Origin of the sequence: Bradyrhizobium sp. B124 (genome assembly GCF_038967635.1) — a bacterium.
Taxonomy (GTDB): Bacteria; Pseudomonadota; Alphaproteobacteria; order Rhizobiales; family Xanthobacteraceae; genus Bradyrhizobium.
Genome location: NZ_CP152413.1, coordinates 2,657,686 through 2,680,352, shown reverse-complemented (window position 1 = coordinate 2,680,352; position 22,667 = coordinate 2,657,686). Strand labels below are relative to the sequence as shown.

The 22,667-nt window shown below is 63.4% G+C and carries 20 protein-coding genes; 9 read left to right on the top strand and 11 right to left on the bottom strand.

Going from position 1 to position 22,667, the window contains the following annotated elements; all coding sequences use genetic code 11:
- Positions 1-23: 23 nt before the first annotated feature.
- The 6 genes from AAFG13_RS13000 to AAFG13_RS12975 all read left to right on the top strand — a co-directional run bounded on the left by AAFG13_RS13000 (position 24) and on the right by AAFG13_RS12975 (position 6,350).
- Positions 24-500 carry a c-type cytochrome, methanol metabolism-related gene (locus AAFG13_RS13000; RefSeq protein ID WP_212310769.1) on the top strand — a complete coding sequence of 159 codons (477 nt, stop codon included), beginning with the start codon at positions 24-26 and terminating at the stop codon, positions 498-500.
- A gap of 49 nt (positions 501-549) precedes the next feature.
- The gene (locus AAFG13_RS12995; protein ID WP_050405342.1) at positions 550-1,659 is read left to right on the top strand and encodes an S-(hydroxymethyl)glutathione dehydrogenase/class III alcohol dehydrogenase; all 1,110 of its coding nucleotides are present in this window, start codon (positions 550-552) and stop codon (positions 1,657-1,659) included.
- A 33-nt stretch (positions 1,660-1,692) separates the two neighbouring features.
- On the top strand, positions 1,693-2,256 hold the full coding sequence (gene gfa, locus AAFG13_RS12990) for an S-(hydroxymethyl)glutathione synthase (protein ID WP_092115643.1): 564 nt from the start codon (positions 1,693-1,695) through the stop codon (positions 2,254-2,256).
- Between the two features lie 153 nt (positions 2,257-2,409).
- Positions 2,410-3,363: a hypothetical protein gene (locus AAFG13_RS12985; protein WP_342712239.1), complete on the top strand. Its 954-nt coding sequence runs from the start codon at positions 2,410-2,412 to the stop codon at positions 3,361-3,363.
- Between the two features lie 76 nt (positions 3,364-3,439).
- On the top strand, positions 3,440-4,582 hold the full coding sequence (locus AAFG13_RS12980; RefSeq protein ID WP_212310293.1) for an epoxide hydrolase family protein: 1,143 nt from the start codon (positions 3,440-3,442) through the stop codon (positions 4,580-4,582).
- Between the two features lie 49 nt (positions 4,583-4,631).
- Entirely contained in the window at positions 4,632-6,350 is a 1,719-nt protein-coding gene (locus AAFG13_RS12975; protein ID WP_342712238.1) for a metallophosphoesterase, read from the top strand.
- Here AAFG13_RS12975 and AAFG13_RS12970 read toward each other — a convergent pair.
- Both AAFG13_RS12970 and AAFG13_RS12965 read right to left on the bottom strand, forming a co-directional pair.
- On the bottom strand, positions 6,347-7,381 hold the full coding sequence (locus AAFG13_RS12970; RefSeq protein ID WP_342712237.1) for an AI-2E family transporter: 1,035 nt from the start codon (positions 7,379-7,381) through the stop codon (positions 6,347-6,349). The two genes, AAFG13_RS12975 and AAFG13_RS12970, sit on opposite strands and share 4 nt — an antisense overlap.
- Before the next feature lie 215 nt (positions 7,382-7,596).
- Complete coding sequence (locus AAFG13_RS12965; RefSeq protein WP_342712236.1) at positions 7,597-8,061, bottom strand: GNAT family N-acetyltransferase; 465 nt, start codon at positions 8,059-8,061, stop codon at positions 7,597-7,599.
- Between the two features lie 422 nt (positions 8,062-8,483).
- Between AAFG13_RS12965 and AAFG13_RS12960 the strand changes: the two genes are divergently transcribed.
- Positions 8,484-9,158: an invasion associated locus B family protein gene (locus AAFG13_RS12960; protein ID WP_342712235.1), complete on the top strand. Its 675-nt coding sequence runs from the start codon at positions 8,484-8,486 to the stop codon at positions 9,156-9,158.
- On the opposite strand, the gene AAFG13_RS12955 is transcribed toward AAFG13_RS12960, so the two are convergent.
- The 7 genes from AAFG13_RS12955 to AAFG13_RS12925 all read right to left on the bottom strand — a co-directional run bounded on the left by AAFG13_RS12955 (position 9,143) and on the right by AAFG13_RS12925 (position 16,869).
- Positions 9,143-10,156: an oligopeptide/dipeptide ABC transporter ATP-binding protein gene (locus tag AAFG13_RS12955; RefSeq protein WP_342712234.1), complete on the bottom strand. Its 1,014-nt coding sequence runs from the start codon at positions 10,154-10,156 to the stop codon at positions 9,143-9,145. The two genes, AAFG13_RS12960 and AAFG13_RS12955, sit on opposite strands and share 16 nt — an antisense overlap.
- Positions 10,149-11,129: an ABC transporter ATP-binding protein gene (locus AAFG13_RS12950; RefSeq protein ID WP_342712233.1), complete on the bottom strand. Its 981-nt coding sequence runs from the start codon at positions 11,127-11,129 to the stop codon at positions 10,149-10,151. Before AAFG13_RS12950 ends, AAFG13_RS12955 begins: the two co-directional genes overlap by 8 nt.
- Positions 11,126-11,947: an ABC transporter permease gene (locus AAFG13_RS12945; RefSeq protein ID WP_229163981.1), complete on the bottom strand. Its 822-nt coding sequence runs from the start codon at positions 11,945-11,947 to the stop codon at positions 11,126-11,128. The genes AAFG13_RS12950 and AAFG13_RS12945 overlap by 4 nt, the downstream gene beginning before the upstream one ends.
- 67 nt (positions 11,948-12,014) lie before the next feature.
- Entirely contained in the window at positions 12,015-12,950 is a 936-nt protein-coding gene (locus AAFG13_RS12940) for an ABC transporter permease (RefSeq protein WP_212310285.1), read from the bottom strand.
- A 61-nt stretch (positions 12,951-13,011) separates the two neighbouring features.
- Positions 13,012-14,601 (bottom strand): ABC transporter substrate-binding protein, encoded by a 1,590-nt coding sequence (locus tag AAFG13_RS12935; protein WP_342712232.1) that lies wholly within the window; start codon positions 14,599-14,601, stop codon positions 13,012-13,014.
- 422 nt (positions 14,602-15,023) lie between these two features.
- Positions 15,024-15,962 (bottom strand): GAF domain-containing protein, encoded by a 939-nt coding sequence (locus AAFG13_RS12930; protein WP_342712231.1) that lies wholly within the window; start codon positions 15,960-15,962, stop codon positions 15,024-15,026.
- A 112-nt stretch (positions 15,963-16,074) separates the two neighbouring features.
- Positions 16,075-16,869: a class II aldolase/adducin family protein gene (locus AAFG13_RS12925; protein ID WP_342712230.1), complete on the bottom strand. Its 795-nt coding sequence runs from the start codon at positions 16,867-16,869 to the stop codon at positions 16,075-16,077.
- A 188-nt stretch (positions 16,870-17,057) separates the two neighbouring features.
- On the opposite strand from AAFG13_RS12925, the gene AAFG13_RS12920 reads away from it, so the two are divergent.
- Positions 17,058-18,554, top strand: coding sequence for a M81 family metallopeptidase (locus AAFG13_RS12920; protein WP_212310281.1), 1,497 nt, complete (start codon positions 17,058-17,060; stop codon positions 18,552-18,554).
- Entirely contained in the window at positions 18,551-19,561 is a 1,011-nt protein-coding gene (locus AAFG13_RS12915; RefSeq protein WP_212310280.1) for a glutathione S-transferase N-terminal domain-containing protein, read from the top strand. The genes AAFG13_RS12920 and AAFG13_RS12915 overlap by 4 nt, the downstream gene beginning before the upstream one ends.
- A gap of 39 nt (positions 19,562-19,600) precedes the next feature.
- On the opposite strand, the gene AAFG13_RS12910 is transcribed toward AAFG13_RS12915, so the two are convergent.
- Entirely contained in the window at positions 19,601-20,230 is a 630-nt protein-coding gene (locus AAFG13_RS12910; protein WP_342713327.1) for a DsbA family protein, read from the bottom strand.
- A 506-nt stretch (positions 20,231-20,736) separates the two neighbouring features.
- Positions 20,737-22,659 carry an NAD(P)/FAD-dependent oxidoreductase gene (locus tag AAFG13_RS12905; protein WP_342712229.1) on the bottom strand — a complete coding sequence of 641 codons (1,923 nt, stop codon included), beginning with the start codon at positions 22,657-22,659 and terminating at the stop codon, positions 20,737-20,739.
- Positions 22,660-22,667 lie beyond the last annotated feature (8 nt).

Sequence of the window (22,667 nt, the reverse complement as noted above, 5' to 3'; positions counted from 1 at the left end):
CTGCCGCGATCTTCGTCGTGGCAATGGGAGGAGTTGCCTCCGCCGAGGACGTAGGTGACCCGGCCGCTGTCAAGTCCGAGGACGGCAAGTATCTCGACAAGGATGGAAACCCGACGTTCAAGGTCGCGTCCGACGGTACGGTGGACTGGTACACCTACTCGGGCTACCGCCGCTATCATTCGGAGTGCCACGTCTGCCACGGACCCGACGGCATGGGCTCGACTTACGCGCCGGCTTTGAAGGATTCGCTGAAGACCATGAGCTATCCCGACTTCATGGGCGTGGTCGCGAGCGGGCGCAAGAACGTGTCGACGTCGCAGGAAAACGTCATGCCGGCATTCGGCGATAATCCGAACGTTGCCTGCTACATGGACGACCTCTATGTGTACCTGCGCGCCCGCGCCAATGATGCGGTTGGGCGCGTTCGGCCGGCCAAGCACGAAGACAAGTCGGATGCCTATGGAAAGGCGGAAGACGCCTGCATGGGCAACAAGAACTGAGCGTGACCGGCGCGAATGACAACCTGTTTGATGTTTTGTGGAGACCAAGATGAAGACCCGCGCCGCAGTCGCATTCGAAGCCAAGAAGCCGCTTGAGATCGTCGAGCTCGACCTGGAAGGCCCCAAGGCCGGCGAGGTCCTTGTCGAGATCAAGGCGACGGGCATCTGCCACACCGATGCCTACACGCTCGACGGCTTCGACAGCGAAGGCATCTTTCCCTCGGTCCTCGGGCACGAAGGCGCCGGCATCGTTCGCGAGGTCGGCGCCGGCGTGACGTCGGTGAAGCCTGGCGATCACGTGATCCCGCTCTACACGCCCGAATGCCGCCAGTGCAAAAGTTGCCTCAGCCAGAAGACCAATCTCTGCACCGCGATCCGCGCCACGCAGGGCAAGGGCGTGATGCCGGACGGCACCTCGCGCTTCAGCTACAAGGGCAAGACGGTCTTCCACTATATGGGCTGCTCGACCTTCTCGAACTTCACCGTGCTGCCCGAGATCGCGGTGGCGAAGATCCGCGAAGACGCGCCGTTCGACAAGAGCTGCTACATCGGCTGCGGCGTCACCACCGGCGTCGGTGCCGTCGTCAACACCGCCAAGGTGACGCCGGGCTCCAACGTCGTCGTGTTCGGCCTCGGCGGCATCGGCCTCAACGTGATCCAGGGCGCCAAGATGGTGGGCGCCGACAAGATCATCGGCGTCGACATCAACGACTCCAAGGACAATTGGGGCCGTCAGTTCGGCATGACGCATTTCGTCAACCCGACCAAGGTGAGCGGCGATATCGTGCAACACTTGGTTGGCCTGACCGACGGCGGCGCCGACTACACCTTCGACTGCACCGGCAACACCAACGTGATGCGCCAGGCGCTGGAAGCCTGCCACCGCGGCTGGGGCGTGTCGGTCGTGATCGGCGTCGCGGAATCCGGCAAGGAGATCGCGACCCGGCCGTTCCAGCTCGTCACCGGACGTGTCTGGAAGGGCACCGCGTTCGGCGGCGCGCGCGGCCGCACCGACGTGCCAAAGATCGTCGACTGGTACATGAACGGAAAGATCCAGATCGATCCGATGATCACCCACGTGCTGAAGCTCGACGAGATCAACAAGGGCTTCGACCTGATGCACGAGGGCAAATCGATCCGTTCGGTCGTCGTGTTCTAAAATCAAAACACCAAGCACTAGGAGGATAGGTCAATGACTGTTCATATCCACCCGTCAGTCGACAATGGCGTCAAGCAAGGCTCCGGCAGTTTTGCCGGGGGTACGCTGGTCTGCAAATGCGCGGACAAGAAGGTCAAGGTCGGGGTCAAGGGCGACGTCGCCCACAACCACGCCTGCGGCTGCACCAAATGCTGGAAGCCTTCCGGTGCCACCTTCTCGGTGGTTGCGGTCGTCCCGCGCGAGAACGTCACCGTGCTGGAGAACGGCGACAAGTTGAAGATCATCGACGCCGCGGCGGTGATCCAGCGCCATGCCTGCACCGGATGCGGCACCCACATGTACGGCCGGATCGAGAACAAGGGTCATCCGTTCTATGGCCTCGACTTCATCCATCCCGAGCTGTTCCAGGAGTCCGGCTCGGCGGCTCCGGGATTTGCGGCCTTCGTGTCGTCGGTGATCGAGTCCGGCGTCAAGCCGGCCGATATGGCTGGGATCAGGTCGCGGCTGAAGGAGCTTGGGCTCGAGCCCTATGACTGTCTGTCGCCGGCGTTGATGGACGCGATTGCCACCCACGTGGCGAAATCCAAGGCAGCCTGATCAAGGGCAGCCTGACCGCGGCAGCCTTGACAAGGGCGGCACGACTGGCCGGCCCTGACGAGATCCGGCGTCGGCAGAGGGCCTGCCGACGACGGATATGCTGGTAGTACCCGTGACCTTGAACCTTGCATGCCCTGCGGGCGACCACAGGGCATGCATTTTATTTTCCGCCTTGCCCTCGTCCTATCCCCGATCCTGGTCCTTTCGCCGGCCCGCGCCGCGTCGCCGGAGGACCGCTACATCGCCGCGCGCGACGCTGCGATCGCCAAGTTCGCCAAGCAGGAGAAGGACGGCAAGATCGACGAGGCTGTCGACAAGGCAGAAGCGGCCGCGCGCGACGAACTGAAAGGGCAGCTGATCGCAATCCTGTCCCAGCCCGCCCGGCCTGGCTTTGCCTCCGCCCAGCTCAACCTCGACACTCTATATAAAGGCGATATGGGGTTCGGCATGCTGGACGGCCTGCGCTTCGATGCCGACACCGGCAGGGACGGCGGCAAGATCGGCGAGAAGCGCGCCGACGGCACCTTCGTCGAACCGAAGGCCCATATCATCGTCACCTCCGAAGCCCTGTTCACGCGCTGGCTGCACGAGCACAAGACCTGGTGGGACAAGGGCAGCAAGAATGTGCCGCAGCAGATCGAACCGGCCCTGAAGTTCGAGGGCCTCTACACGCAGGCGATCTCGACCGACGCCGCCGTGATCAACTTCAACGAGCTGCCGGTCGTCAAACCGGCGTCGGCCACCCTGACTTACGGTTTCCTGGCCGGCCGCACCCAGGACTCGACCCCTGAGGCCGCGGACGAAGTATTTGTCGCGGCACTCGTCAACGGCAAGTTCTACATCGCCTATGGCGAGATCGAGCCGACCGTGCAGGTGCCGGCCTGCGCCGCGATCCGCACCGACTACAACAAGCGGGCGAATGAAGCGGACGAGAAGCTACGTCAGAAGCGGATCGACAAGAAGGCTTATGACAAGCTCGGCGACCTGCGCCAGCAGGGCGAGGATGCATTCAAGCGCTGTTTCGTTCAGCACGCCCCGGAACAGCCGGCATTCGCTGAAGCCACCAAGCAGGCACAGGCTTTGTTGGAGACGGCGCTTGGCAAATAGCGTCGCCTGACGGTTTGATCGGCTGACGGTCCGACCCTATGTTCCCCAGGCAGATTTCGAGCCCCGGGGAGACGCCATGAATACCGCCATCAGTCCGTTTCGCATCGCCGTCAGCGACGATGTCCTCGAGGATCTCCGCATCCGGCTGCGCCGGACCCGCTGGCCCGAGGCCGAACTGGTCGACGACTGGAGCCAGGGCGCGCCGCTGCAATGGATCAAGGACGTCTGCCACTATTGGGCCGAGGCCTATGATTGGCGGCAGCGCGAGGCGCAGCTCAATCGATTCAGCCAGTTCACCACCGAGATCGACGGGCTCGACATCCACTTCGTCCATGTCCGCTCAAAGCACCCGGAGGCGCGGCCGCTGATCATCACCCATGGCTGGCCGGGATCGGTGGTCGAATTCCACAAGGTGATCGAACCGCTGACCGATCCGACGGCGCATGGCGGCAGCGCGGCCGATGCCTTCCATGTGGTGTGCCCGTCCTTGCCGGGCTTCGGCTTCTCGGCCAAGCCGGGCGCAACAGGCTGGGGCGTCGACCGCATCGCCAAGGCCTGGGCCGTCCTGATGGAGCGGCTGGGCTACGCCAGGTATTTCGCGCAAGGCGGCGACTGGGGCTCCGCGGTCACGACCGCGATCGGCGGGCAGGACGCGGCGCACTGCGCCGGCATCCACATCACGCTTGCGATGTCGACCCGGCCCAATGTCGAGGGCCAGCCGACGCCAGAGGAGACCCGCGCGCTCAACGGCATCAAATACTATGCCGACTGGGATTCCGGCTATTCCAAGCAACAGTCCACTCGGCCGCAGACGCTTGGTTACGCGCTGACGGATTCGCCGAGCGGGCAGGCGGCCTGGATCCTGGAAAAGTTCTGGGCCTGGACCGACTGCGACGGGCATCCGGAAAACATCCTCAGCCGCGACGAACTGCTCGACAATGTCATGCTGTACTGGGTGACCGAGACGGCCGCATCGTCGGCGCGGCTCTATTGGGAAAGCTTTGGGCCCGGCAAGCGAACCCCGCACAAGGTGAGCGTGCCGACCGGTGTTGCCGTGTTCCCCAAGGAGATCGTCACGCCGGTCCGCAAATGGATGGAGACGAATTTCACCAACATCCAGCACTGGCGCGAGATGCCGAAGGGCGGACATTTCTCGGCGTTCGAGCAGCCCGACCTGTTCGTCGGCGAGGTGCGCGAGTTTTTCGGGAAGTTGCGCTAGCCGTGTAGAATAGGTGGAGCGAAGCGAAACCCAATGGAGGGACGTCGGCGTGCTGCTGGACCCCCGCCACGGCGACTTTGAGGACAATGCCGCCAGCCCCGAGCAGCGGTCGTTGTTCGCGATCGTGGGCAGCCTTCTCGTCGAGATAAGCCCGGCGAAACTGCTATTTGCCTGGACGATTTCGATCCTGCTTCCGGGCGTGCTGCTCGGCCTTGCGCCGCTGGTCGCGTCCGTCTGGATTTCGAGCCTTTCGCAACACGTTCTTGCACTGTCCGAAGTGGGCGCCGTGCTGGCGCTGGTTGCGATCGCGGCGTTAGGATGGCTCGGCGGGCGACCGCTGGTTCAAATCGCGGAAACCAGCTTTTGGTCACTCAACGCGCTCGCGGTCCAACCGAGCTACGCGTTCGCGCGCGAGGCGCTGGGCCATCTGGCGGAGCTGCTCTGGCGCACCGGCGCAACTCCCGCCTCTCGCATGAGGCTGCGTCGCGGCTGCTCTGTCGGTGCTGGCATACTGCTCGCTGCAGGTGCGGCATTGGTCGCGGCCCTGGCTTGGCCTGCTTCGCAATGGACTGCGACCATCAACGATCTAGTTCTGATCCATCGTCTTGTGACGCCGACGTTCGCTAACGCTGTGGTGCTGGTGTCCTGCTATCTTGCGGTCGCATCACTGGCCTGGAGCGTGGCCGACGCCAGCATGGACCAACCGGCTGATCTTGCCGCGTTCGACGCGACGCCACCCGGAGGCCGCTTCTGGCGCCTTGCACATCTGTCCGATCTCCACGTGGTCGGCGAGCGATACGGCTTCCGCATCGAAAGCGGGACGGCTGGTCCGCAGGGAAACGAACGCTTCAATCGCGTGCTGTCGAAGCTTGCCGAAATTCACGCTGTTGATCCGCTCGACCACGTGCTGATCAGCGGCGACATGACGGATGCCGGCCGGCCCGGCGAATGGGCTGAATTTCTTGATGCATTGGCAAGTCATCCCGAACTCGCCGCACGCGTCGTCATGCTTCCGGGAAATCATGACGTTAACGTCGTGGACCGCGCCAATCCCGCCCGCCTCGACCTGCCGTTCAGCCCAGGCAAGCGGCTACGGCAGATGCGTACCCTGTCGGCGATCGCGGCTGTCCAGGGCGATCGCGTCCGCGTCATCGACGGTTCCGGCAAACCATCGGTGACGCTGAACCAGGCGCTGGCGCCGTATCATGATCGGATAACGCAATTCGCGCAGCACGGCGGCGTGCGCCGCGCAGCTGCGCTCCGCGGCTTGTTCGATGATCAGTTTCCAATGATCCTGCCGCCGGACCAGGACGGCGGCCTAGGGATCGCTATTCTCAACTCCAATGCCGAAACTCACTTCTCCTTCACCAACGCGCTCGGATTGGTTTCGGAAGCGCAAACGCGGCGATTGGAGGCTGCGATCCGTCATTTTCCGACGGCGTACTGGACCATCGCGCTACATCATCACTTGATGGAATATCCCATGCCGGTGAAGACCTTCGCCGAGCGCATCGGGACGGCCTTGATCAACGGCAGCTGGTTTGTGCGCAGGTTGCAAAAGTTTTCCGATCGTTCGGTCGTGATGCACGGTCACCGTCATATCGATTGGATCGGTACATGTGGCGCGTCGAAGATCGTCTCGGCCCCGTCGCCGGTGATGGGCGCCGATGATGCAGTCACCTACTTGTACATCCATAGAATGACGGTCGGGCCGGACGGGAGGCTCTGCCTCGCGGAGCCCGAGCGGGTGGAAATTGCCAAGAGCTAGGATGTTCCCGGCTTATCTTCATGCGATCCGCCGAACAGATCGGCGATCCAAGCGGCCGATGGGCTCTCGGCGCAGAAGGTCAGAATAGCGAGCGTGATCGGCACGCCGATGAAAGTCCCGAACAGGCCCCAAAGCGAGCTCCAGAAGAAGATCGCAAACAGCACCAGGAACGGCGAGATCGACAACGTCGAGCCGGCGACCCGCGGTTCGATATAGCTGCCGACCACGAACTGGATGACGTTGAGGCAGGCGAAGACACCAAACACCGCGGGCCAACTCTCGAACTGCGTCATGGCCAGCAGGGTGGGGAACAGGGTCGCGATGAAAGGGCCGATGAAAGGAATGTAGTTGAGGACAAATGCGATCACGCCCCATTCGAATGCGAAAGGCAGTCCGGTCACGGCAGCGAACAGGCCGACCAAGAGACCCGTGACCGCGCTCATCTGCGTCCGCACCAACATATATTTCCGGAACTTGGCGGCCGTCGCCTCGCTGCCCTTGAGCAGCACGCGCGCAGCCGTGCGGTTCTCCAGCCGCCGGATTCTTCGACCCGCGTCTTCGACCTCGAGAAGCCCGAGCACAACATAGACCAGCGCGATGAGCCAGAAACTCAACGTGGTGTTGATGCGGCCCGTGACGTATTGCGTGGTGCGCAGCAGCCAGCCGACATTGAAATGCTCCGCCCAAAGGCCGGCGAAGGAGACGCCATGGCCATCCAGCCAGATCACCGCGGCGTCGTAGAAGGCCTGATACCGCGCCGCATCCGCGATCAGGTAGCGCCCGACGCGGCCGAATCCCCACGCCGCCAGTGAGGCAAACGCGGCGCAGGTCGCGGTCGTCACAACGACCGTGATGGCGAGCGCGAGGAGTTTCGGCAGCCACGACTGAAGCCGTTCCTGAATGGGCCAGACGATCGCAATGATGAACAGGGCGGCCGCGAGCGGAGCGAGCACACTGCGTGCCTGAGCTACCGCCGCAGTGACCAGCACCGCGGCGATGATGCCGGTCGTGATCTTCAACCCGCCGCCCATCTTTGGGTTATCCGACCTTCTTGAACAGAAGGATTGTCAGTCTGTCTCGCTGCGCGACAAAACGGTATGCCCCGTCAGGCTGTCGGAGACCTCACGAAAGCTGCGACCCATCGCAAGTGTGCCATGTTCCGACGCGCACTGCTAGGTGCGCAAGACTGCAGCGACCGCCAGGCGCGCCCATCCATTTCTACGAACCGGCGCGATACTGCGGCGGGCTACAGCAGTCCACGATAAATCCCCGGCGTAGAGCCTTCGATGGCCGCCGCGCCGACGGCCTTCGAATAGAATTCTGCCGGCCCGACGCCGCCGATGATGGCGTAGCCGAAGCCCTGGTGCTTCATGTCCTCGAGACAGGCGAACAGCAGCGCCTTGCCGATGCCGCCCTGCTGCGCCTTCGGCGCGACGCCGGTCGGGCCGAAGAAGTTGCGGCAGGACGCGTCGTGGCAGGCGAATCCCACGATCTTCTTTTGCTGGATCGCGATGAAGCAGGAGACCGGTTGGCGGCTGAACGCGACCTCGGTTTCGCTGGCCCACGCCTCGCTGAACGTTTCCCGCACCCAGGCCACCACTTTGTGCTTTTCGGGCGCGAGCGCCCGGCGCATGACAACTCCGGCCTTGACCAACCGATCATAGGCCGGCCGGGAATTGGGCAGGGCGTAGAGCTTGACGAGCATGTCCATCCCGCGACCTTAGTTGAAAACGCGGCCCTCGGGCAAATCACGGGAGGAAGGGTGGGGCGGGTTAGCTGCGTAGCGGGTGGTTAATCCACCCATGACACGGGTGGGCCTCGTCATTCCGGGGCGTGCGAAGCACGAGCCCGGAATCCATCGGGCCGCTGGCTTTGTGGATGAATCGATTTCCGGGTTCTCGCTTCGCCGGAATGACGGATCTGTCGCGATAGTTTACCGCAGTGCGGAGCGTCGAGCACCGCTGTCATTTCCGCCGTTGCTTGTTCTCGATCCTGGCTTCACGCGCAACGGCCCAGAAATACCCGCCGCAGAATGCAACAATCGCAACAATCACGGCGGCGGCGATAATCTCTTGCATGTCGGCGGCTTTCCAAGTACACGTTTCTCACATACGTGGGAAATATGCCCACGAAATGGCAGGTCGGTTTCGGGACGTAAAGAGGCGGAGCGCATGCATGGCGAGAGACAACACAGCAGGCAGGCGTCTTCGGGCGATCGCTGCTCTCGTCGTCATCGCCGGCATCGGTTCGGCGCAGGCTGCTCGAACCTCTGATAAATCGGATGCCAGCGGGGGCTCGGTCGCTATTCCGATCGACACAAGGAGCCAGACGTCCGCGATGGAGGGCGTGGTGCGCCCCGTCCAGCTTCCCAAGGGCGCTTCCGCGGTCAGCGAGACCTACGGAGACTGGATCGTCAAATGCCTGCTCGACGGCGGTGCCAAGCTCTGCACCTTGGGACAGACACAGACCTCCAAGGAGACCAATCAGCAAATCTTCGCCATCGAACTGATTCCGAGGGACGGAAAGGCCGAAGGCAACATCCTGATGCCGTTCGGACTGAAGTTCGACGCTGGGGCCGTCCTCAAGCTCGACGGCAAGGATCTGGAGCAGACCCGATTCTCCACCTGCACCGCGCAAGGCTGTTTGCTTCCGGTTTCCTTTCCCACGGTTGTGACCGACACCATCAGCAAGGCCAAAATGCTCACCGTCGTCGCGCAGAACATCGGCAACGGACAGGCCGTCGTCTTCAATGTCCCCCTCAACGGCTTCGCCGCTGCGCTGGAACGCACCATTCAGCTTGGAGGTTGACCGGCAATCTCGTCAGTGCGCCAGCACCGGACCGCGTGCCCGTCGGCGCGCGTTTGAAGTGAAGGCCCGGGCTCGCGCTGGCACACCGCTTCGGCGTAGCGACAGCGTGCACTGAATGCACATCCGTCCGGCGGATTGAGCGGATTGGGAAGCTCGCCCCTTGTCGTCGCGAGCGGTGCGCGGCGTAGCGGATCGGGAATCGCGGCGATCAGGGTCTGCGTATACGGGTGCGCCGGCCGTTCGAAGATCTCGCGCCAGCCGCCGGTCTCCACAATGCGGCCGAGATACATCACCGCGACCCTGTCGCTCATGTGCTCGACCACGCCGAGGTCGTGGCTGATCATGATGTAGGAGAGGCCGAGAGTCTCCTTCAACTCCAGCAGCAGATTGATGATCTGGGCCCGGATCGAGACATCGAGCGCCGATACCGGTTCGTCGCAGATGACGATCTTGGGATTGAGGATCAACGCGCGGGCGATGCCGATGCGCTGGCGCTGGCCACCCGAGAATTCATGCGGGTAGCGGCCGGCCTGCTCGGGCCGCAGGCCGACATGTTTGAGCATGGCGGCAATGCGTCCGTCGATCTCGCTTTGGGCGGTCACGCCGTGCAGCCGCAGCGGGTCTTCCAGCGTGCGGCGAACGGTCTGACGCGGATTGAGCGAGGCGTAGGGATCCTGAAACACCATCTGGGCGGTGCGAGCCAGCAGCTTTCGATCGATCGATCGCTGGCCCGTCACGACGTGTCCGTCGAGCACGATCCTGCCGCGCGTCGGCGTCAGCAGCCCAAGCAGCGAAAGCGCGACGGTCGATTTGCCGCAGCCGGATTCGCCGACGAGGCCGAGGCACTCACCGCGCTTCAGTTCGAGATCGATGCCGTCGACTGCGCGCAGCAGCCGCTGGCCGCCGCCCAGCAAGCCGCCGCCGAGCGGGAAATGAACCGCGAGATCCTCGACGCTGAGGATGACATCGTCGTCAGGCTTCGCCGCGGGCTCATGCATGGTGGTGGCACCTGACGAGGCCGCTTGCACCGAGCCATGTCGTTTCCGGTGCGGTGGTCCGGCAGATCTCGGTCGCCTGTGCGCAACGCGGATTGAAGCGGCAGCCGCTCGGAAAGTCCGCGATCGCCGGGACGACGCCGGCGATCTCCCTGAGCCGCGACCGGCCGAGCGCTGCGCGACTCCCTAGCCGCGGCAGCGAGTCGACCAGGCCTTGCGTGTAGGGATGCGCGCAGGCGCGGAAGATGTCGTCCGAGCCGCGTTCCTCGACAATGCGGCCGGCATACATGACGCCGACGCGGCGGCAGACGTTGGCGACCAGGCCCAGATCGTGGCTAATCATCAGGATCGCCGTGCCCCGCTCGGCGCACAGATTACGCATCAGCTCGATGATTTCCGCCTGCACCGTCACGTCGAGCGCGGTGGTCGGCTCGTCGGCGATCAGAAGATCAGGATCGCATGCAAGCGCGATGGCGATCATCACGCGTTGGCGCATGCCGCCCGAAAGCTGGTGCGGGTAATCCTTCACCCGCCGCTCCGGTGCCGGGACGCGCACGTTCGCCAGCGCCTCGACAGCCAGCTGGTTTGCCTCGCGCCAGCTCTTGCCCTTGTGCAGCACGAACATCTCCGCGATCTGCCGGCCGACGGGTGACACCGGATTGAGCGCCGTCATCGGCTCCTGGAAGATCATGGCGATGCGGTTGCCGCGCAGCGCCCGCTGCTCGGCCGCGGAAAGTCCCTGAATCTCGCGGCCCTCGAACCGTATCGCGCCGGCGGCGACCGAGAGCGGCCGGCGCAGCAGGCCGATCAAGGCGAGTGCGGTGATGCTCTTGCCGCAGCCGGACTCGCCGACAAGGCCGAATGTTTCGCCACGATCGATGCGGAATGAAACGCCCTCGACCGCCGCAACATGGTTGGCGCCGTTGTCGAGATCGATGCGCAGGTCCTCGACTTCGATCAGCGGAGCGGCCGTCATGCGCGCCGGCTCCGCGACTGGGGATCCAGCACGTCACGCAGGCCATCGCCGAGCAGATTGAGGCCCAGTACCGTCAGGAAGATGGCGAGGCCGGGGAATACCGACAGCCATGGCGCCGTGGTGATCTGGTCGCGCGCCTCCGACAGCATGCTGCCCCAGCTCGGATAGGGCGGACGGATGCCGAGGCCGAGGAATGAAAGCGAAGCCTCTGCCAGTACCGCCCCGCCCATGCCGAGCGTGCCGATGACAATGATGGGGCCGACCATGTTCGGCAGCAGCTGCGTGATCATGATGCGCAAATCCCCATAGCCGAGCACTCGCGCAGCCTGCACATAGCCCTGGCTCTTGAGCGACAGCGTCGAGGCGCGTGCGATCCGGCAGGTGAAGGACCAATTGGTCAATCCGAGCGCGATCAGGAGGCTCGTCAGGCCGGGGCCGAGCACCGCCATGATGGCGAGTGCGAAGATCAGCGAGGGGATCGCGAGCATCAAATTGGTCAGCCCGTTGACGACATCGTCCCACCAGCCGCCCCAATAGCCCGCGGTCAGGCCCAGCGTCACGCCGATCACACTATTGACGAGCTGCGAGACGATGCCGACCGTCAGCGAGATGCGCGCGCCGTGCACGACGCGGGAATAGATGTCGCGACCCTGCGCATCGGTGCCGAACCACCAGATCCAGCTCGGCGGTTCTTCGGCATTCATGAGGTTGGCGCCCATGACCGGGTCGGTATGTGCCAGCCAGGGCGCGAACAGGCCAACGAAGATCGCAAGCGCGAATAGCACGCCGCCGATGATCGCGCTGGTTCCAAGCTTCATCGCGGCCGCTCCGCTGTGGCAGGCTGCATGGTCGATCGTGCGCTGACGTGATGAGACTGGCCGCCGCTCATGCGTATCTGATCCTGGGATCGATCACGCCGTAGAGCAGGTCAACCAATGTATTGACGGCGAGGAAGAACAGCACCACCACGAGAATGGTGCCCTGGACGGCGGGGATGTCGCGCTGCAGGACGCTGTCGACCAGCAGCGAGCCGATGCCCGGCCAGGAGAACAATTTCTCGACGACGACCGCTTGGCCCATCACGACGCCGAATTGCAGGCCGATCGCCGTGAGAATGATGACGAGGGCATTGCGCATCACGTGCCACGTCACGACCCGGGTCTCGCTCATGCCCTTCGAACGCGCCGTCCGGACAAAATCCGCGGTCATGATCTCGAGCACCGCTGCCCGCGTCGTCCGCGCCAGCAGCGCCATCGGCGAGACGCCGAGGGTCACGGCAGGCAGGAGCAGATATTTGAGGCTGCCATCGCCATAGCCAAAGCTCGGCAGCCAGCCGAGCTTCAATGCAAACAGATACATCAGCAAAAGCCCGAGCCAGAACTTGGCCATCGAGAGGCCGGACACCGCCAGGACCATCGAGAGCGTGTCGACAATGCTGCCCGGCTTCAGCGCGGCGATGAAACCGAGGGGAACGCCGACCGCAATCGCGAACGCCAGGGCTGCGAAGATCAGCTGCAGCGTTGGCCACATCCGTTTGGCGACCATGGTCGTGACCGGCTCGCGGGTCCGGAACGAGGTCCCGAAATCTCCCGTCGTGAGCTTGGCGACATAAGAGCCGAACCGCACGTAAACGGGATCGTCGAGGCCGAGCTGCTTTTTCATGCGTTCCACGACCTGCGGGTCTGTCGGACCCCGGCCGTCATCGCCCATGCTCGACGCGATGCTGCCCGGTACGATGCTGAACAGCACAAAGATCAGCAGCACGACGGCCAGCACGGTCGGAATGGTTTGCAGGACTCGACGGATCGCGAAGGAGAGCATTGGACGTTTTCCTCATCCCCTCCATCATTTCGCATGATGGAGGGAGAGCGATTGGGACCTGTCACTTCGCCGGCGAGGTGTCGTCGACCCAAAGGTCTTCGACGTTTTGATGGGTCAGTTCCGTCGCGTCCAGCTGGATTCCTTTGAGCCAGGGCTGCACCGCCATGACCGCCTTGTTGTAGTTGAAGAACCAGATCGGCGCTTCCTCCTGGAGCAGCGCATTGGCCTTCTGCAGCAGCTGGACGCGCTTTTCGGCATCGTCGGTCTGGCCGGCTGCATCGATCATCTTGTCGAACTCCGCGTTCTTGAAGGTCGTGTAGTTGCAGGCCGATTGCGGCGTCGCCGAATGGAAGCATTTGAGCGCTGCCTGCGGATCCGGGCCGGTCGCCTGGGAATAGATGAACGCCTGGAAGTCGCCCTTGCGGATGACCTCCGCCAGCACCGCGGTCTCGACCTGCTTGACCTTGACCTTGATGCCCACCTTGTCCAGCATCGGTATCGCGGCTTCGACGATCGGCAAGCCCCAGCTTTCGTTCTGGCTGGTGGTCCATTCGAATTCAAAGCCGTTAGGATAACCCGCATCCGCAAGCAATTGCTTCGCCTTCGCTGGATCGTAAGGGTAGGGCTTCATCGCCTTGTCGTATGCCGGCGAGGTCAAAGGCAGCCAGCTCGTGGCGCGATAGGCTTTGCCCTTGACCAGTTTGCTGATGATCAGATCGGCATCGATCGCGTAGTTGACGGCCTGCCGAACCCGCTTGTCGGAGAACGGCTTGAACGCGGGGTTCATCCCCATGTAGCGGGTGAAGACCTCGGCGACCTCGACGATGGTGCCCTTGAGGTTGGGATCGGCCTGATAGGCGACATACTGTGCGGGCCCAAGCACCGAGGTGTCGATCTCCTTGTTGCGGAAGGCGACATCGCGTGCCGCGGCTTCGCCCATCAGCGATACCACGATCTTGTCGGCATACGGCTTGCCGGGTTTGTAGAAACGGTCCCAGCGTTCTAGCACGATGCGCGATCCCGGCACGTGCTCGACGAATTTGAATGGACCAAGACCGATCGGCTTCTGGAGGAAGCTTTCCTTCCCGCCCTCATCGGCAGGATAGATCGAGGTCAGCGCGGTGAAGAAATAGAAGGCGGGATCGACTTTCTCGGTCAGCTTCATTTCGAGGGTGAAGTCGTCGATCTTCTTCAGGCCGGAGATTTCCGTGGCCTGGCCCTTCTCGACCTCGGCCGCGCCCTCGATCATGCGGACAAAGCGCGCGCCGGGATAGGCCTTGGTGCCGTCCATGATGCGATTGTAGGACCAGATGATGTCATCGGCCGTCATCCTGTGGCCGTTGTGGAAATACGCGTCGTCGCGCAGCTTGAAGGTATGAATGAGGCCCCCGCCCGAGACGACAACCTCATTGGCAAGCTCCAGCACCGGCTTGCCCTCGGTCGAGTCCCAGATATAGAGCGAGCGGTGCAGGGCCTTGGCGTAGATCTCGTCCTGGGCGCGCGGTGTCGTGTGGATGTCCATGCTGGTGAAGCTGGAGCCGTAGGGCGCCGTCATGCGAATGGTCCCGCCCTTGCGCGGTGTCTGGGCCTCCGCCGAGGCGGCGAGTGCGAGCCCGAGGCCAACCGCGATCGCAATCATCTTGAACTTCATGCTTCCCCCAACGGCGCAGGAACATTCCGAACTGCGAGTTGATCATCGGCAGCACGTCCAGCGCAAGGTCCTCACGTGGTGTCGATGGCGACCGGCACCAAATAATTTGTGTCGCCGCGATGCGTGGAGCAGGACCATGGAAGCATTGTGCGTGGTGAGCGCCTGCTCCAAATGGCTCCGACGGGCTGATCGAAAGACACGCGTCAGACAGAACAGGCGGGAGGAGGGCTCTCACCGGGCAGGCGCCGAACCTTGGCTGCAACTTGCGCGAGCACATAAGCAGTTGCGATTGAACGGATTTCGGCTTTCGTCCGGAAATCGCGGAGCCAGGGTTCCGGACCGCATGACAGTCGCAGGCGGCCTCGCACGCATTCTCGCCGGGACGACGAATGTCGGGAAGCCGGCAATTGCAAACACGACCATCACAAATACCAGGCCAGCACCGCCTTGAGCCGGGCGTTCTCGATCACCGGCAGCGCGACCAGCTGGTTCATGCCGGAGCCACGCGCCAGGGTAGCCGCGATCGATTCATCCTGCTTCAGATGCTCGGTGAGCGTGGGCATGCCGGTGGCCCATGCGCCGCCGATAGAGCCTTCGCCGCGACCGATCGTCTTGGCCGCATAGAGCGTGGCGAGATCGGACTGCTCGCTGCAGTCGCCGGAGTGAAACACCAGTGCCGACCGCTCTTCGTTCGGCACCCAGATCTCGAACCGGCGTGCGATCGGTGTCGCCTGGGCCGACAGGAATGTCACCACCCAGGTCTGGTCGCCAGTCGTGTAGGGGATGCCGACACCGCAATTGATGCCGATCTCGGATGCGTCCTCCCAGCGCAGGAATCCCTTGGAATTGTGCAGGTCTTTGATGATCAGCGGCCTGCCGGCCTTCCAGGTCCGGCCGGGCAGGCCGAAGCCGCGCGGGAATTTGGTGTGGCGCGAGTTGAACTCGAACATGTCAGCGGTGCCGTAGTAGCCGTCGACCAGCGCCATCTCGTGGGATTTCTCGGGATCGTTGTGCCAAAGCTCGATCGCGCCGACATGCTTCCTGTCGTCACCGCAGAGCAGGACCATTACCGCCATCAGGAATTCGCCGGCGAACACCGGAAGCGCAACGCCGCAGGTCAGGCCGGCTTCGCGCGCCTCGTCGGTTCGCTTGAAATAGGAGTTGGCGAATTCGGTCAGGATGACCGGATGGCCGCTCGCCCAGGCCTTGCCGGGCAGGCCCTCGTCATAGGCGAACAGCGCGTTCTCGCTGACCGCGTTGAACTCGGCGAACTCGGAGCTGTGTAGGCTGCCGCCGAATTCCAGCCGCGTCCGTGTTGGATCGGGCACCCAGAGCTCAACAACGCGAATGAAGGTTTTCATCGCACGCACCTGCCGTCTCGCCGACGGCTAGCATCGGCGATGTCACGGCAAAATGTGCGCTCAAATAGCGGGCAAGCGACGCCCAAAGTTGATGCGAAGGCGCGATTTCGTCTCAGTCCCGGTACGACGGATCGGCGCGATCGAGCTTGCGCAGCAGCGCCGGCCAGGCGAGTTCGCCGTTGCGCGCGGCGCGGCCGGGCTTGGGCAGCATCCGCTCATAGGTGTCTTCGAGGATGTTTTGCGGCGGATAGATCAGCTTGGTGTTGCAGGACAGCGCCGTCACCTGGGTCTGGCAGGCGCGCTCGAGCCGGAACAGCACGTTGAAGGCGGCGGGCACGGTGCGGCCGACGACCAGGAGGCCATGGTTGCGCAGGATCATCGCCTCGTGGTCGCCGAGGTCGCGGACCAGCCGTTCGCGCTCGTCGACATTGTCGGCGATGCCTTCGAAGTCGTGATAGGCGATGTGCAGGAAGCGCATCGAGGTCTGCGCCAGCGGCAGCAGGCCGCATTCCATCGCGGAGACCGCCATGCCGGCCGGGGTGTGGGTGTGCGCGACGCAGTCCATATCGTGCTTGGCCATGTGGATGGCGCTGTGAATCACGAAGCCCGCGACGTTGACGTCGTAGTCGGTGGCGTTGAGCAGCGTGTTGCCCTCGACATCGACCTTGATCAGGCTGGAGGCGTCGATCTCCTCATACAGCATGCCGTAGGCATTGATCAGGAACTGGTCGGTGGTGCCGGGCACGCGGCAGGAGATGTGGTTCGCGATCATCTCGGTCATGCCGTACATCGCAGTCAGCCGATAGCAGGCGGCGAGATCGACACGGGCCTGCCACTCCTCGGCGCTCACCTGCTCGCGAACGGATTTCACGACCTTGATCGCGGGCGAGCTGACGGGGGGATTCATGGCGTTCTCTCCTTGAGACATCTGCGGAGCCAGGGCCCGATCGTTGGTGTGGACCATAGCAGAATCGGCACGGCGGCAAGCCGCGGCGCGTCTGCTTATTTGCAGATCTGGCGGGCAAAAACCGAATGCGGCATTGGCGCCCCGAGCCTTCGATGTCAGGATACGATAAAACAGCCGAGGCGCACAAAATGAGCGAACGCAAGATTCGTATTGCCGTCCTGCATTTCTCCCACGAAACCGTCTCGTTCCTGCCGAACGAGACCACGCTCGACGACTTCATCTATCCGGGCTCGCCGGCCAAAGGTGAAGCGCTGCTGCAGTTCGATCCGAAGAACTACATGGGCGGCTTCGTGCGGGTGGCGCGCGAGTTCTCGGAGGTCGAACTGGTCGGCATCGAGTCTCCGCTCTGGCCGAGGACCTACACCGGATCGGGCTGGATCACCCAGGAGGCCTACCGGACCTTCACCGGCAAGATGATTGCCGGGCTCAAGGAAGAGGGGCCGTTCGACGGCGTCTATCTGTGCCTGCATGGCGCGATGGCCGTGCGCGACGTGCCGCGGCCCGAGGCCGATCTGGCGCGGCAGGTCCGCGAGGTGGTCGGCCGCTCCGCCTTCATCGCCGCGACCTTCGATCCTCACGGCAATGAGGATGAGGCGTTCCTCGAACAGGCGGACATGGCGTTCGCCGTCAAATATTTCCCGCATTATGACGCGCATCTGCAAGGCGAACGGGCAGCGCGCATGCTGGTGCGGGCGATCCGCGGCGACTACAGACCGGCGCACAAGACCATCAAGGTTCCCGTGATCTCTCCCACCGTGCTGCAATGGACCGGCGCGCGTCCGTGGATGGATCTCGTGCAGCGCGCGCTGGTGTGGGAGGCCCGCGAGGTCGACGTCTACGTCAACATCTTCTTCGGCTTTCCGTTCGCCGATGTTCCCGACGCCGGCATGACCGTGCAGGTCCTGACCAACGACAACCCAAAGCTCGCCGAGCAGGTCGCGCGCGATCTCGCCGGCACGATCTGGCGGCTGCGCGAGGCGCTGCTGCAATCGACCAGGCTGCACAGCATTGCCGAGGGCGTCGCGTTGGCCAAGCAGGCCGTCGCCGATGGCAACACGCCCGTGGTGCTGGCCGATCACAGCGACCGCTCGGGATCGGCGACCTGGCTGCTGCGCGAGATCATCGCGCAGGACCTCGCCAACACTGTCATCGCGACCATTGCCGACGCCAGGGCGACGGCAAGCCTGAAGGCGGCCGGCGCGAAGGCTGGCGATGCCTTCGATATGGAGATCGGCGGCCGTGCCGACGAGTCGGCGGGCGATCCGGTTCGCATTCAGGGCACGATCTCGGCTGCGGGTGACGGCTACGGGCAGTTCTGGGTCTGCGTGCGCTTCGGCCGCAACAATGTGCTGATCCTCTCCACCTATCTGGTGCAGATCATGGAGCCGTTCTCGCTGAAAGCGCTGGTGCCTGACATCGGTGGATTCGAGGTCATGGCGATCAAGTCGCGGGTGCACTTTCGGCGCGGCTTCGACGACAATGGCTTTGCCAAGACGATCCTGCTGGTCGAGCCGGATCAGCCGTTCCTCGGCACGACGCGGCTGGACAAGCTGCCCTACAGGAATGTCGATCTTGCGCAGTTCTATCCCTACGGCAATCCGGCTTTCCCGGAGGCGTCGTCATGACGGAGGGCCGCTATCGCCTGATCGGTTCGACCGCGTCGCCCTATGCGATCAAGTTGCGGGCGCTGATGCGCTACCGGCGGATCCCGCACGACTGGGTGATCATGACCAAGATCTTGCGCGCGGCGACTGCGCATCTGAAGCCGATGCTGATTCCGGTGCTGCAATATCCCGACGGCAGCTACCGCGGCGAGACCACGACGCTGGCCTATGATCTGGAAGCGCGTCACCAGGGGCGCTCGGTGATCCCGGAGGATAAGGCCACAGCCTTCGTCTGCGATCTGCTCGAGGATCTCGCCGACGAATGGGCGGTGAAGCCGCTGTTTCTCTATCGCTGGTGGGATCCGGAAGATCAGACCTATGTCTCGCGCTGGGCGGGAGAGGAGTGGTCGACGTCGGACGCCGCGGCCGGCAGCCGCGAGGAGACCGAGGAGTTCCGGCAGCGGCAGATTTCCCGCATGGTCATTCTCGGCGCCACCGAGGAGAATCGTCCGCTGCTGGAGGAGAGCTATCGCCGGACGCTTGCGGCGTTCGAACCGCATGTCGGCATGACGAATTACCTGTTCGGAAGCCGACCGTCGCTGGCGGATTTCGCCTGGTTCGGGCAGCTCAGCGAGATGGCGACCGACCCGACCCCGATGCGGATCATGCGGGAACACGCGCCGTTCACCGATCACTGGGTGCGGCGGCTCGATGATGCGTCCGGTGTGGAGGGAAACTGGTATCCGCGCGAGCAGGCGCTCGGCGGGTTCGCCGAGGCGCTGCTGCGGATCGCGGGCGAGCTCTATCTGCCGTTCCTGGCCGCCAATGCGGATGCATTTGGGAAGGGCCTCGAACGGCTTGAGATCAACGTCTGGCGACTGCCTTACGCGCTGGCGCCGTTCAAATATCAGGTCAAGTGCCTGCAGCAGCTGCGCGAGAAATTTGCAGCGCTCGATGCGGGCGATCGTGCGGCGTTGAAGCCCGTGCTGGAACGCACCGGATGCTGGGCGATCCTGAATGGAGGCTGATCGATCGGGGACGGCAACCAGGTTCAAAACGGCGAGAGCTTAGGTCCGGTGCCTGCTGCCGAGCGCGACCGAGATCGTCTCGGGCTTCTTGATCCGCTCGATCAGCATGTCGATGCGGTCGCCGCCCCAGAACAGTTCGCCGTTGAACACCATGCTGGGCACGCCGAAAACGCCGAGCGCTTCGGCCTCGTCGATGATGCGATCGTGTTCCGCGCGGGCAGGGCCGCGAACATAGGCTTCGAACGCCTCAGTGGAACCGCCGATCGCGGCGATCACGCCCGCAATCTCCGACAACTCGTCGATCTCCAGCTCGTGGTTCCAAAACCCCCGGAACACCATGTCATGATAGGGCCGGAACAGCCCGTGGCGCTGCGCGAACAACATCCCGGCGCTGGCGTAGAAGGCATCATAGATTCGGCGCGGGCCCTTCATGATCAGTCCCTGCGCATTCGCGAACCGCCGCGCATCCATGTAGGAGTAGCGCACCTTGCGCCAGAAATGCGGCGTGCGCGCCTCGACCGTGCCCATGAATTCAGGGATGCGAAGCGTGTAGGGCAGCCATTCCAGCTCGACGCCAAGGGTCTCCTCGAGCTCGAACAGTCGCTTGTTGGCGACATAGGCATAGGGAGACTTGTAGTCGGTGTAGATGCGTACGCGCGGCTTTTCGATCATCGTTCCTTCACCCTGTCGGGACAATTGTTCCCGATCCCACGCGGTGACGCAATGCGGTGCGACGAGGGAGAGATGGCGCGCAAACGAATGGGCCCCGGTGCATTCAAGCATCGCGGGGCCCTGCTACTTCGTTTTAGCGAAGGATCTCTGGTGTAGACCAGTGGTGTTTCGGGACCTAAAAGCGCTTGGCCTTTGCGCTCTCGTCCTGCGGATATGTTCAGATTGTCGGCAGTGCACGCGGCTAGCAGCTGCTGTTCGCCTCAACGTGCACCGAGACCTTGCCGCTGAGCAAGGTCGCTGGCTTTCGCCGGTGGCGTCATGCTCCTCTCCAAGAGTGGGCCGACGGACCTCTGTCCGCTTCTCTGCCTGACGGCCGATTCCAAAATCGTCCGTCAATTCCTGCGAAGCAGGGAGCAGGCGCTCCCGCACCCCAACAGGTGCAGTCAGCGAAATGCTGCGGCAGATATGGCCTGCTGTCAAGTTAACGAGCGGGGTAATTCAGGTCAGGACTCCTGTCGCGACTTGGTCTTTCGATACTGGGTGAAGTCCGGATCGTGCGTCATTTTCCAATAGTCGACGAACCGCCACGGCATTGCCGAAAACACGCGGCCGCTTCTGTTGCGGTAGTAGGTCGTCATGCCCGGATGCGTCCAGATCAGCTGCTCATGTTCGGCATCGACGTTGCGGATGTATTCGTCGTGCGCGTCGGGATGCACATCGATCGCGGCGATATCGTTCTCGATCATCTCGACGAGGCAGGCGGAGATGTAGCGGCTCTGGCATTCCGACTGGAAGATCACGCTGCCGCCATGCGCGGGTCCCGAGTTGGGGCCGAGCATCAGAAACAGGTTGGGAAAGTCAGGCACGGTGAGGCCGAGATACGCGGTCGGATTGTCGTCGCGCCACGCCTGCTTGAGGTTCTTGCCGTCGCGGCCAGTGATGTTGAGACGCGCCGCCATCTCCGAGACCTTGAAGCCGGTCGAGATCACGATGACGTCGTGCGGCCGGAATGTGCCGTCGGCCGTGACGATTCCGTCCGCAGCGAAATGGTCGATCTTGTCAGTGATCAGCTCGACATTCGGCCTGGTGAGCGTCTTGAACCAGTTGTTGTCGAGCAGGATGCGCTTGCCGTAAGGCGGATAGGTCGGCATGCACTTCTCGATCAAATCAGGGCGGTCCTTCAGCTCGGAGAGGATGAACTCGGCCAGCTCCTGGCGATGCCGGTCGTTGCCCTTGTTGACGGCGCGGTCCGGATGCGGCCAGGCCGGATCCTTGCGGAGGAACGGCAACAATCCGTCGCCGTAACGCCAGAACATGTTGAAGCGATACCACTGCACATAGAACGGCAGGTGCGCCAGCAGCCACTGCGCGCCGTCGGTGATCGGATCGGAATAGCCCTTCACCGGCCGCGCCCACTGCGCGGTGCGCTGGTAGACGGTGACCGAGGCGACACGGTCTGCGATCGACGGCACCAGCTGCATCGCGGTCGCGCCGGTGCCGATCACGGCGACATGCTTGCCGTCCAGCTTGACATCGTCCGACCACAGCGCCGAATGAACCTTGAGGCCCTTGAAATCCTCGTCTCCCTCAAAGCGGGCAGGCAAGGGATCGTTGAGCTGCCCGATCGCGCTGACCAGCGCGGTGGACTCGAACGTCTCTTCGCCGTTCGCGGTCTTCAGCGTCGAGATCCAGCGGCGCTTGGCTTCATCCCAGCGCGAAGCGACGAGCTCGGTCGAGAGGCGGACGTGCTCGCGGATGCCGTATTCGCGCACGACCTTGAGCAGATAGTCGAGCAATTCCTGGCGCTGTGCGAAATAGCGGGTCCACGGATTGCGGGCGCCGAACGAGAACGAATAGGAGTGGTTCGGCGTATCGACGCCGCAGCCGGGATAGCGGTTGACGTACCACGTGCCGCCGATCTCGTCCTGCTTCTCGACGATCGTGTAGGGAATGCCGAGCCGCCCGAGCGCAACACCGAGCGCGATCGCGCAGACCCCGGCGCCGACGATCAGCACATGCTGCTGCGCCAGTCGTTCGTCGGAAGGGCGCTCGCGCCATCTGGCATCGCGGGGAACGAATCCCATCTCCTCGCGCATCAGCGGGGCATATTCCGGCGCGACGTTCTCGCCGAGCGTCGCGCGCATCATCCGCAGCATCAGCTCATCGCCGGGATCGGTGATGACGGGTTTCGGCGTTCCGTTCGCGAACAGGTTCAGGACGGCGGCGCGGATCTCGTCCTTGATCTCCTTCGGCACGCCGGCGTCCGGATCGGGGATCAGGCGGACGTCGCGCTTCGGCTTGTACGGCGGCTCGAGCCACTTCTCGTCGCCGGTCATGTGCACCAGCACCATCAGCAGTACGCGGATGTCGCCCTCGGCGATGGCGGAGGACAGATCGAGGTGTTTGCGCGAAAGCTCGATATTCATGCGTTGTC

Excerpts from the sequence above, each read along its gene's own strand:
- AAFG13_RS12955 (WP_342712234.1), bottom strand. The coding sequence starts at position 10,156 with ATGCATGAGCCCGCGGCGAAGCCTGACGACGATGTCATCCTCAGCGTC.
- AAFG13_RS13000 (WP_212310769.1), top strand. The coding sequence starts at position 24 with ATGGGAGGAGTTGCCTCCGCCGAGGACGTAGGTGACCCGGCCGCTGTC.
- AAFG13_RS12930 (WP_342712231.1), bottom strand. The coding sequence starts at position 15,962 with ATGAAAACCTTCATTCGCGTTGTTGAGCTCTGGGTGCCCGATCCAACA.
- AAFG13_RS12960 (WP_342712235.1), top strand. The coding sequence starts at position 8,484 with ATGGCAGGTCGGTTTCGGGACGTAAAGAGGCGGAGCGCATGCATGGCG.
- gfa (WP_092115643.1), top strand. The coding sequence starts at position 1,693 with ATGACTGTTCATATCCACCCGTCAGTCGACAATGGCGTCAAGCAAGGC.
- AAFG13_RS12980 (WP_212310293.1), top strand. The coding sequence starts at position 3,440 with ATGAATACCGCCATCAGTCCGTTTCGCATCGCCGTCAGCGACGATGTC.
- AAFG13_RS12965 (WP_342712236.1), bottom strand. The coding sequence starts at position 8,061 with ATGGACATGCTCGTCAAGCTCTACGCCCTGCCCAATTCCCGGCCGGCC.
- AAFG13_RS12970 (WP_342712237.1), bottom strand. The coding sequence starts at position 7,381 with ATGGGCGGCGGGTTGAAGATCACGACCGGCATCATCGCCGCGGTGCTG.
- AAFG13_RS12940 (WP_212310285.1), bottom strand. The coding sequence starts at position 12,950 with ATGCTCTCCTTCGCGATCCGTCGAGTCCTGCAAACCATTCCGACCGTG.
- AAFG13_RS12995 (WP_050405342.1), top strand. The coding sequence starts at position 550 with ATGAAGACCCGCGCCGCAGTCGCATTCGAAGCCAAGAAGCCGCTTGAG.
- AAFG13_RS12985 (WP_342712239.1), top strand. The coding sequence starts at position 2,410 with ATGCATTTTATTTTCCGCCTTGCCCTCGTCCTATCCCCGATCCTGGTC.
- AAFG13_RS12905 (WP_342712229.1), bottom strand. The coding sequence starts at position 22,659 with ATGAATATCGAGCTTTCGCGCAAACACCTCGATCTGTCCTCCGCCATC.
- AAFG13_RS12925 (WP_342712230.1), bottom strand. The coding sequence starts at position 16,869 with ATGAATCCCCCCGTCAGCTCGCCCGCGATCAAGGTCGTGAAATCCGTT.
- AAFG13_RS12935 (WP_342712232.1), bottom strand. The coding sequence starts at position 14,601 with ATGAAGTTCAAGATGATTGCGATCGCGGTTGGCCTCGGGCTCGCACTC.
- AAFG13_RS12920 (WP_212310281.1), top strand. The coding sequence starts at position 17,058 with ATGAGCGAACGCAAGATTCGTATTGCCGTCCTGCATTTCTCCCACGAA.
- AAFG13_RS12915 (WP_212310280.1), top strand. The coding sequence starts at position 18,551 with ATGACGGAGGGCCGCTATCGCCTGATCGGTTCGACCGCGTCGCCCTAT.
- AAFG13_RS12945 (WP_229163981.1), bottom strand. The coding sequence starts at position 11,947 with ATGAAGCTTGGAACCAGCGCGATCATCGGCGGCGTGCTATTCGCGCTT.
- AAFG13_RS12950 (WP_342712233.1), bottom strand. The coding sequence starts at position 11,129 with ATGACGGCCGCTCCGCTGATCGAAGTCGAGGACCTGCGCATCGATCTC.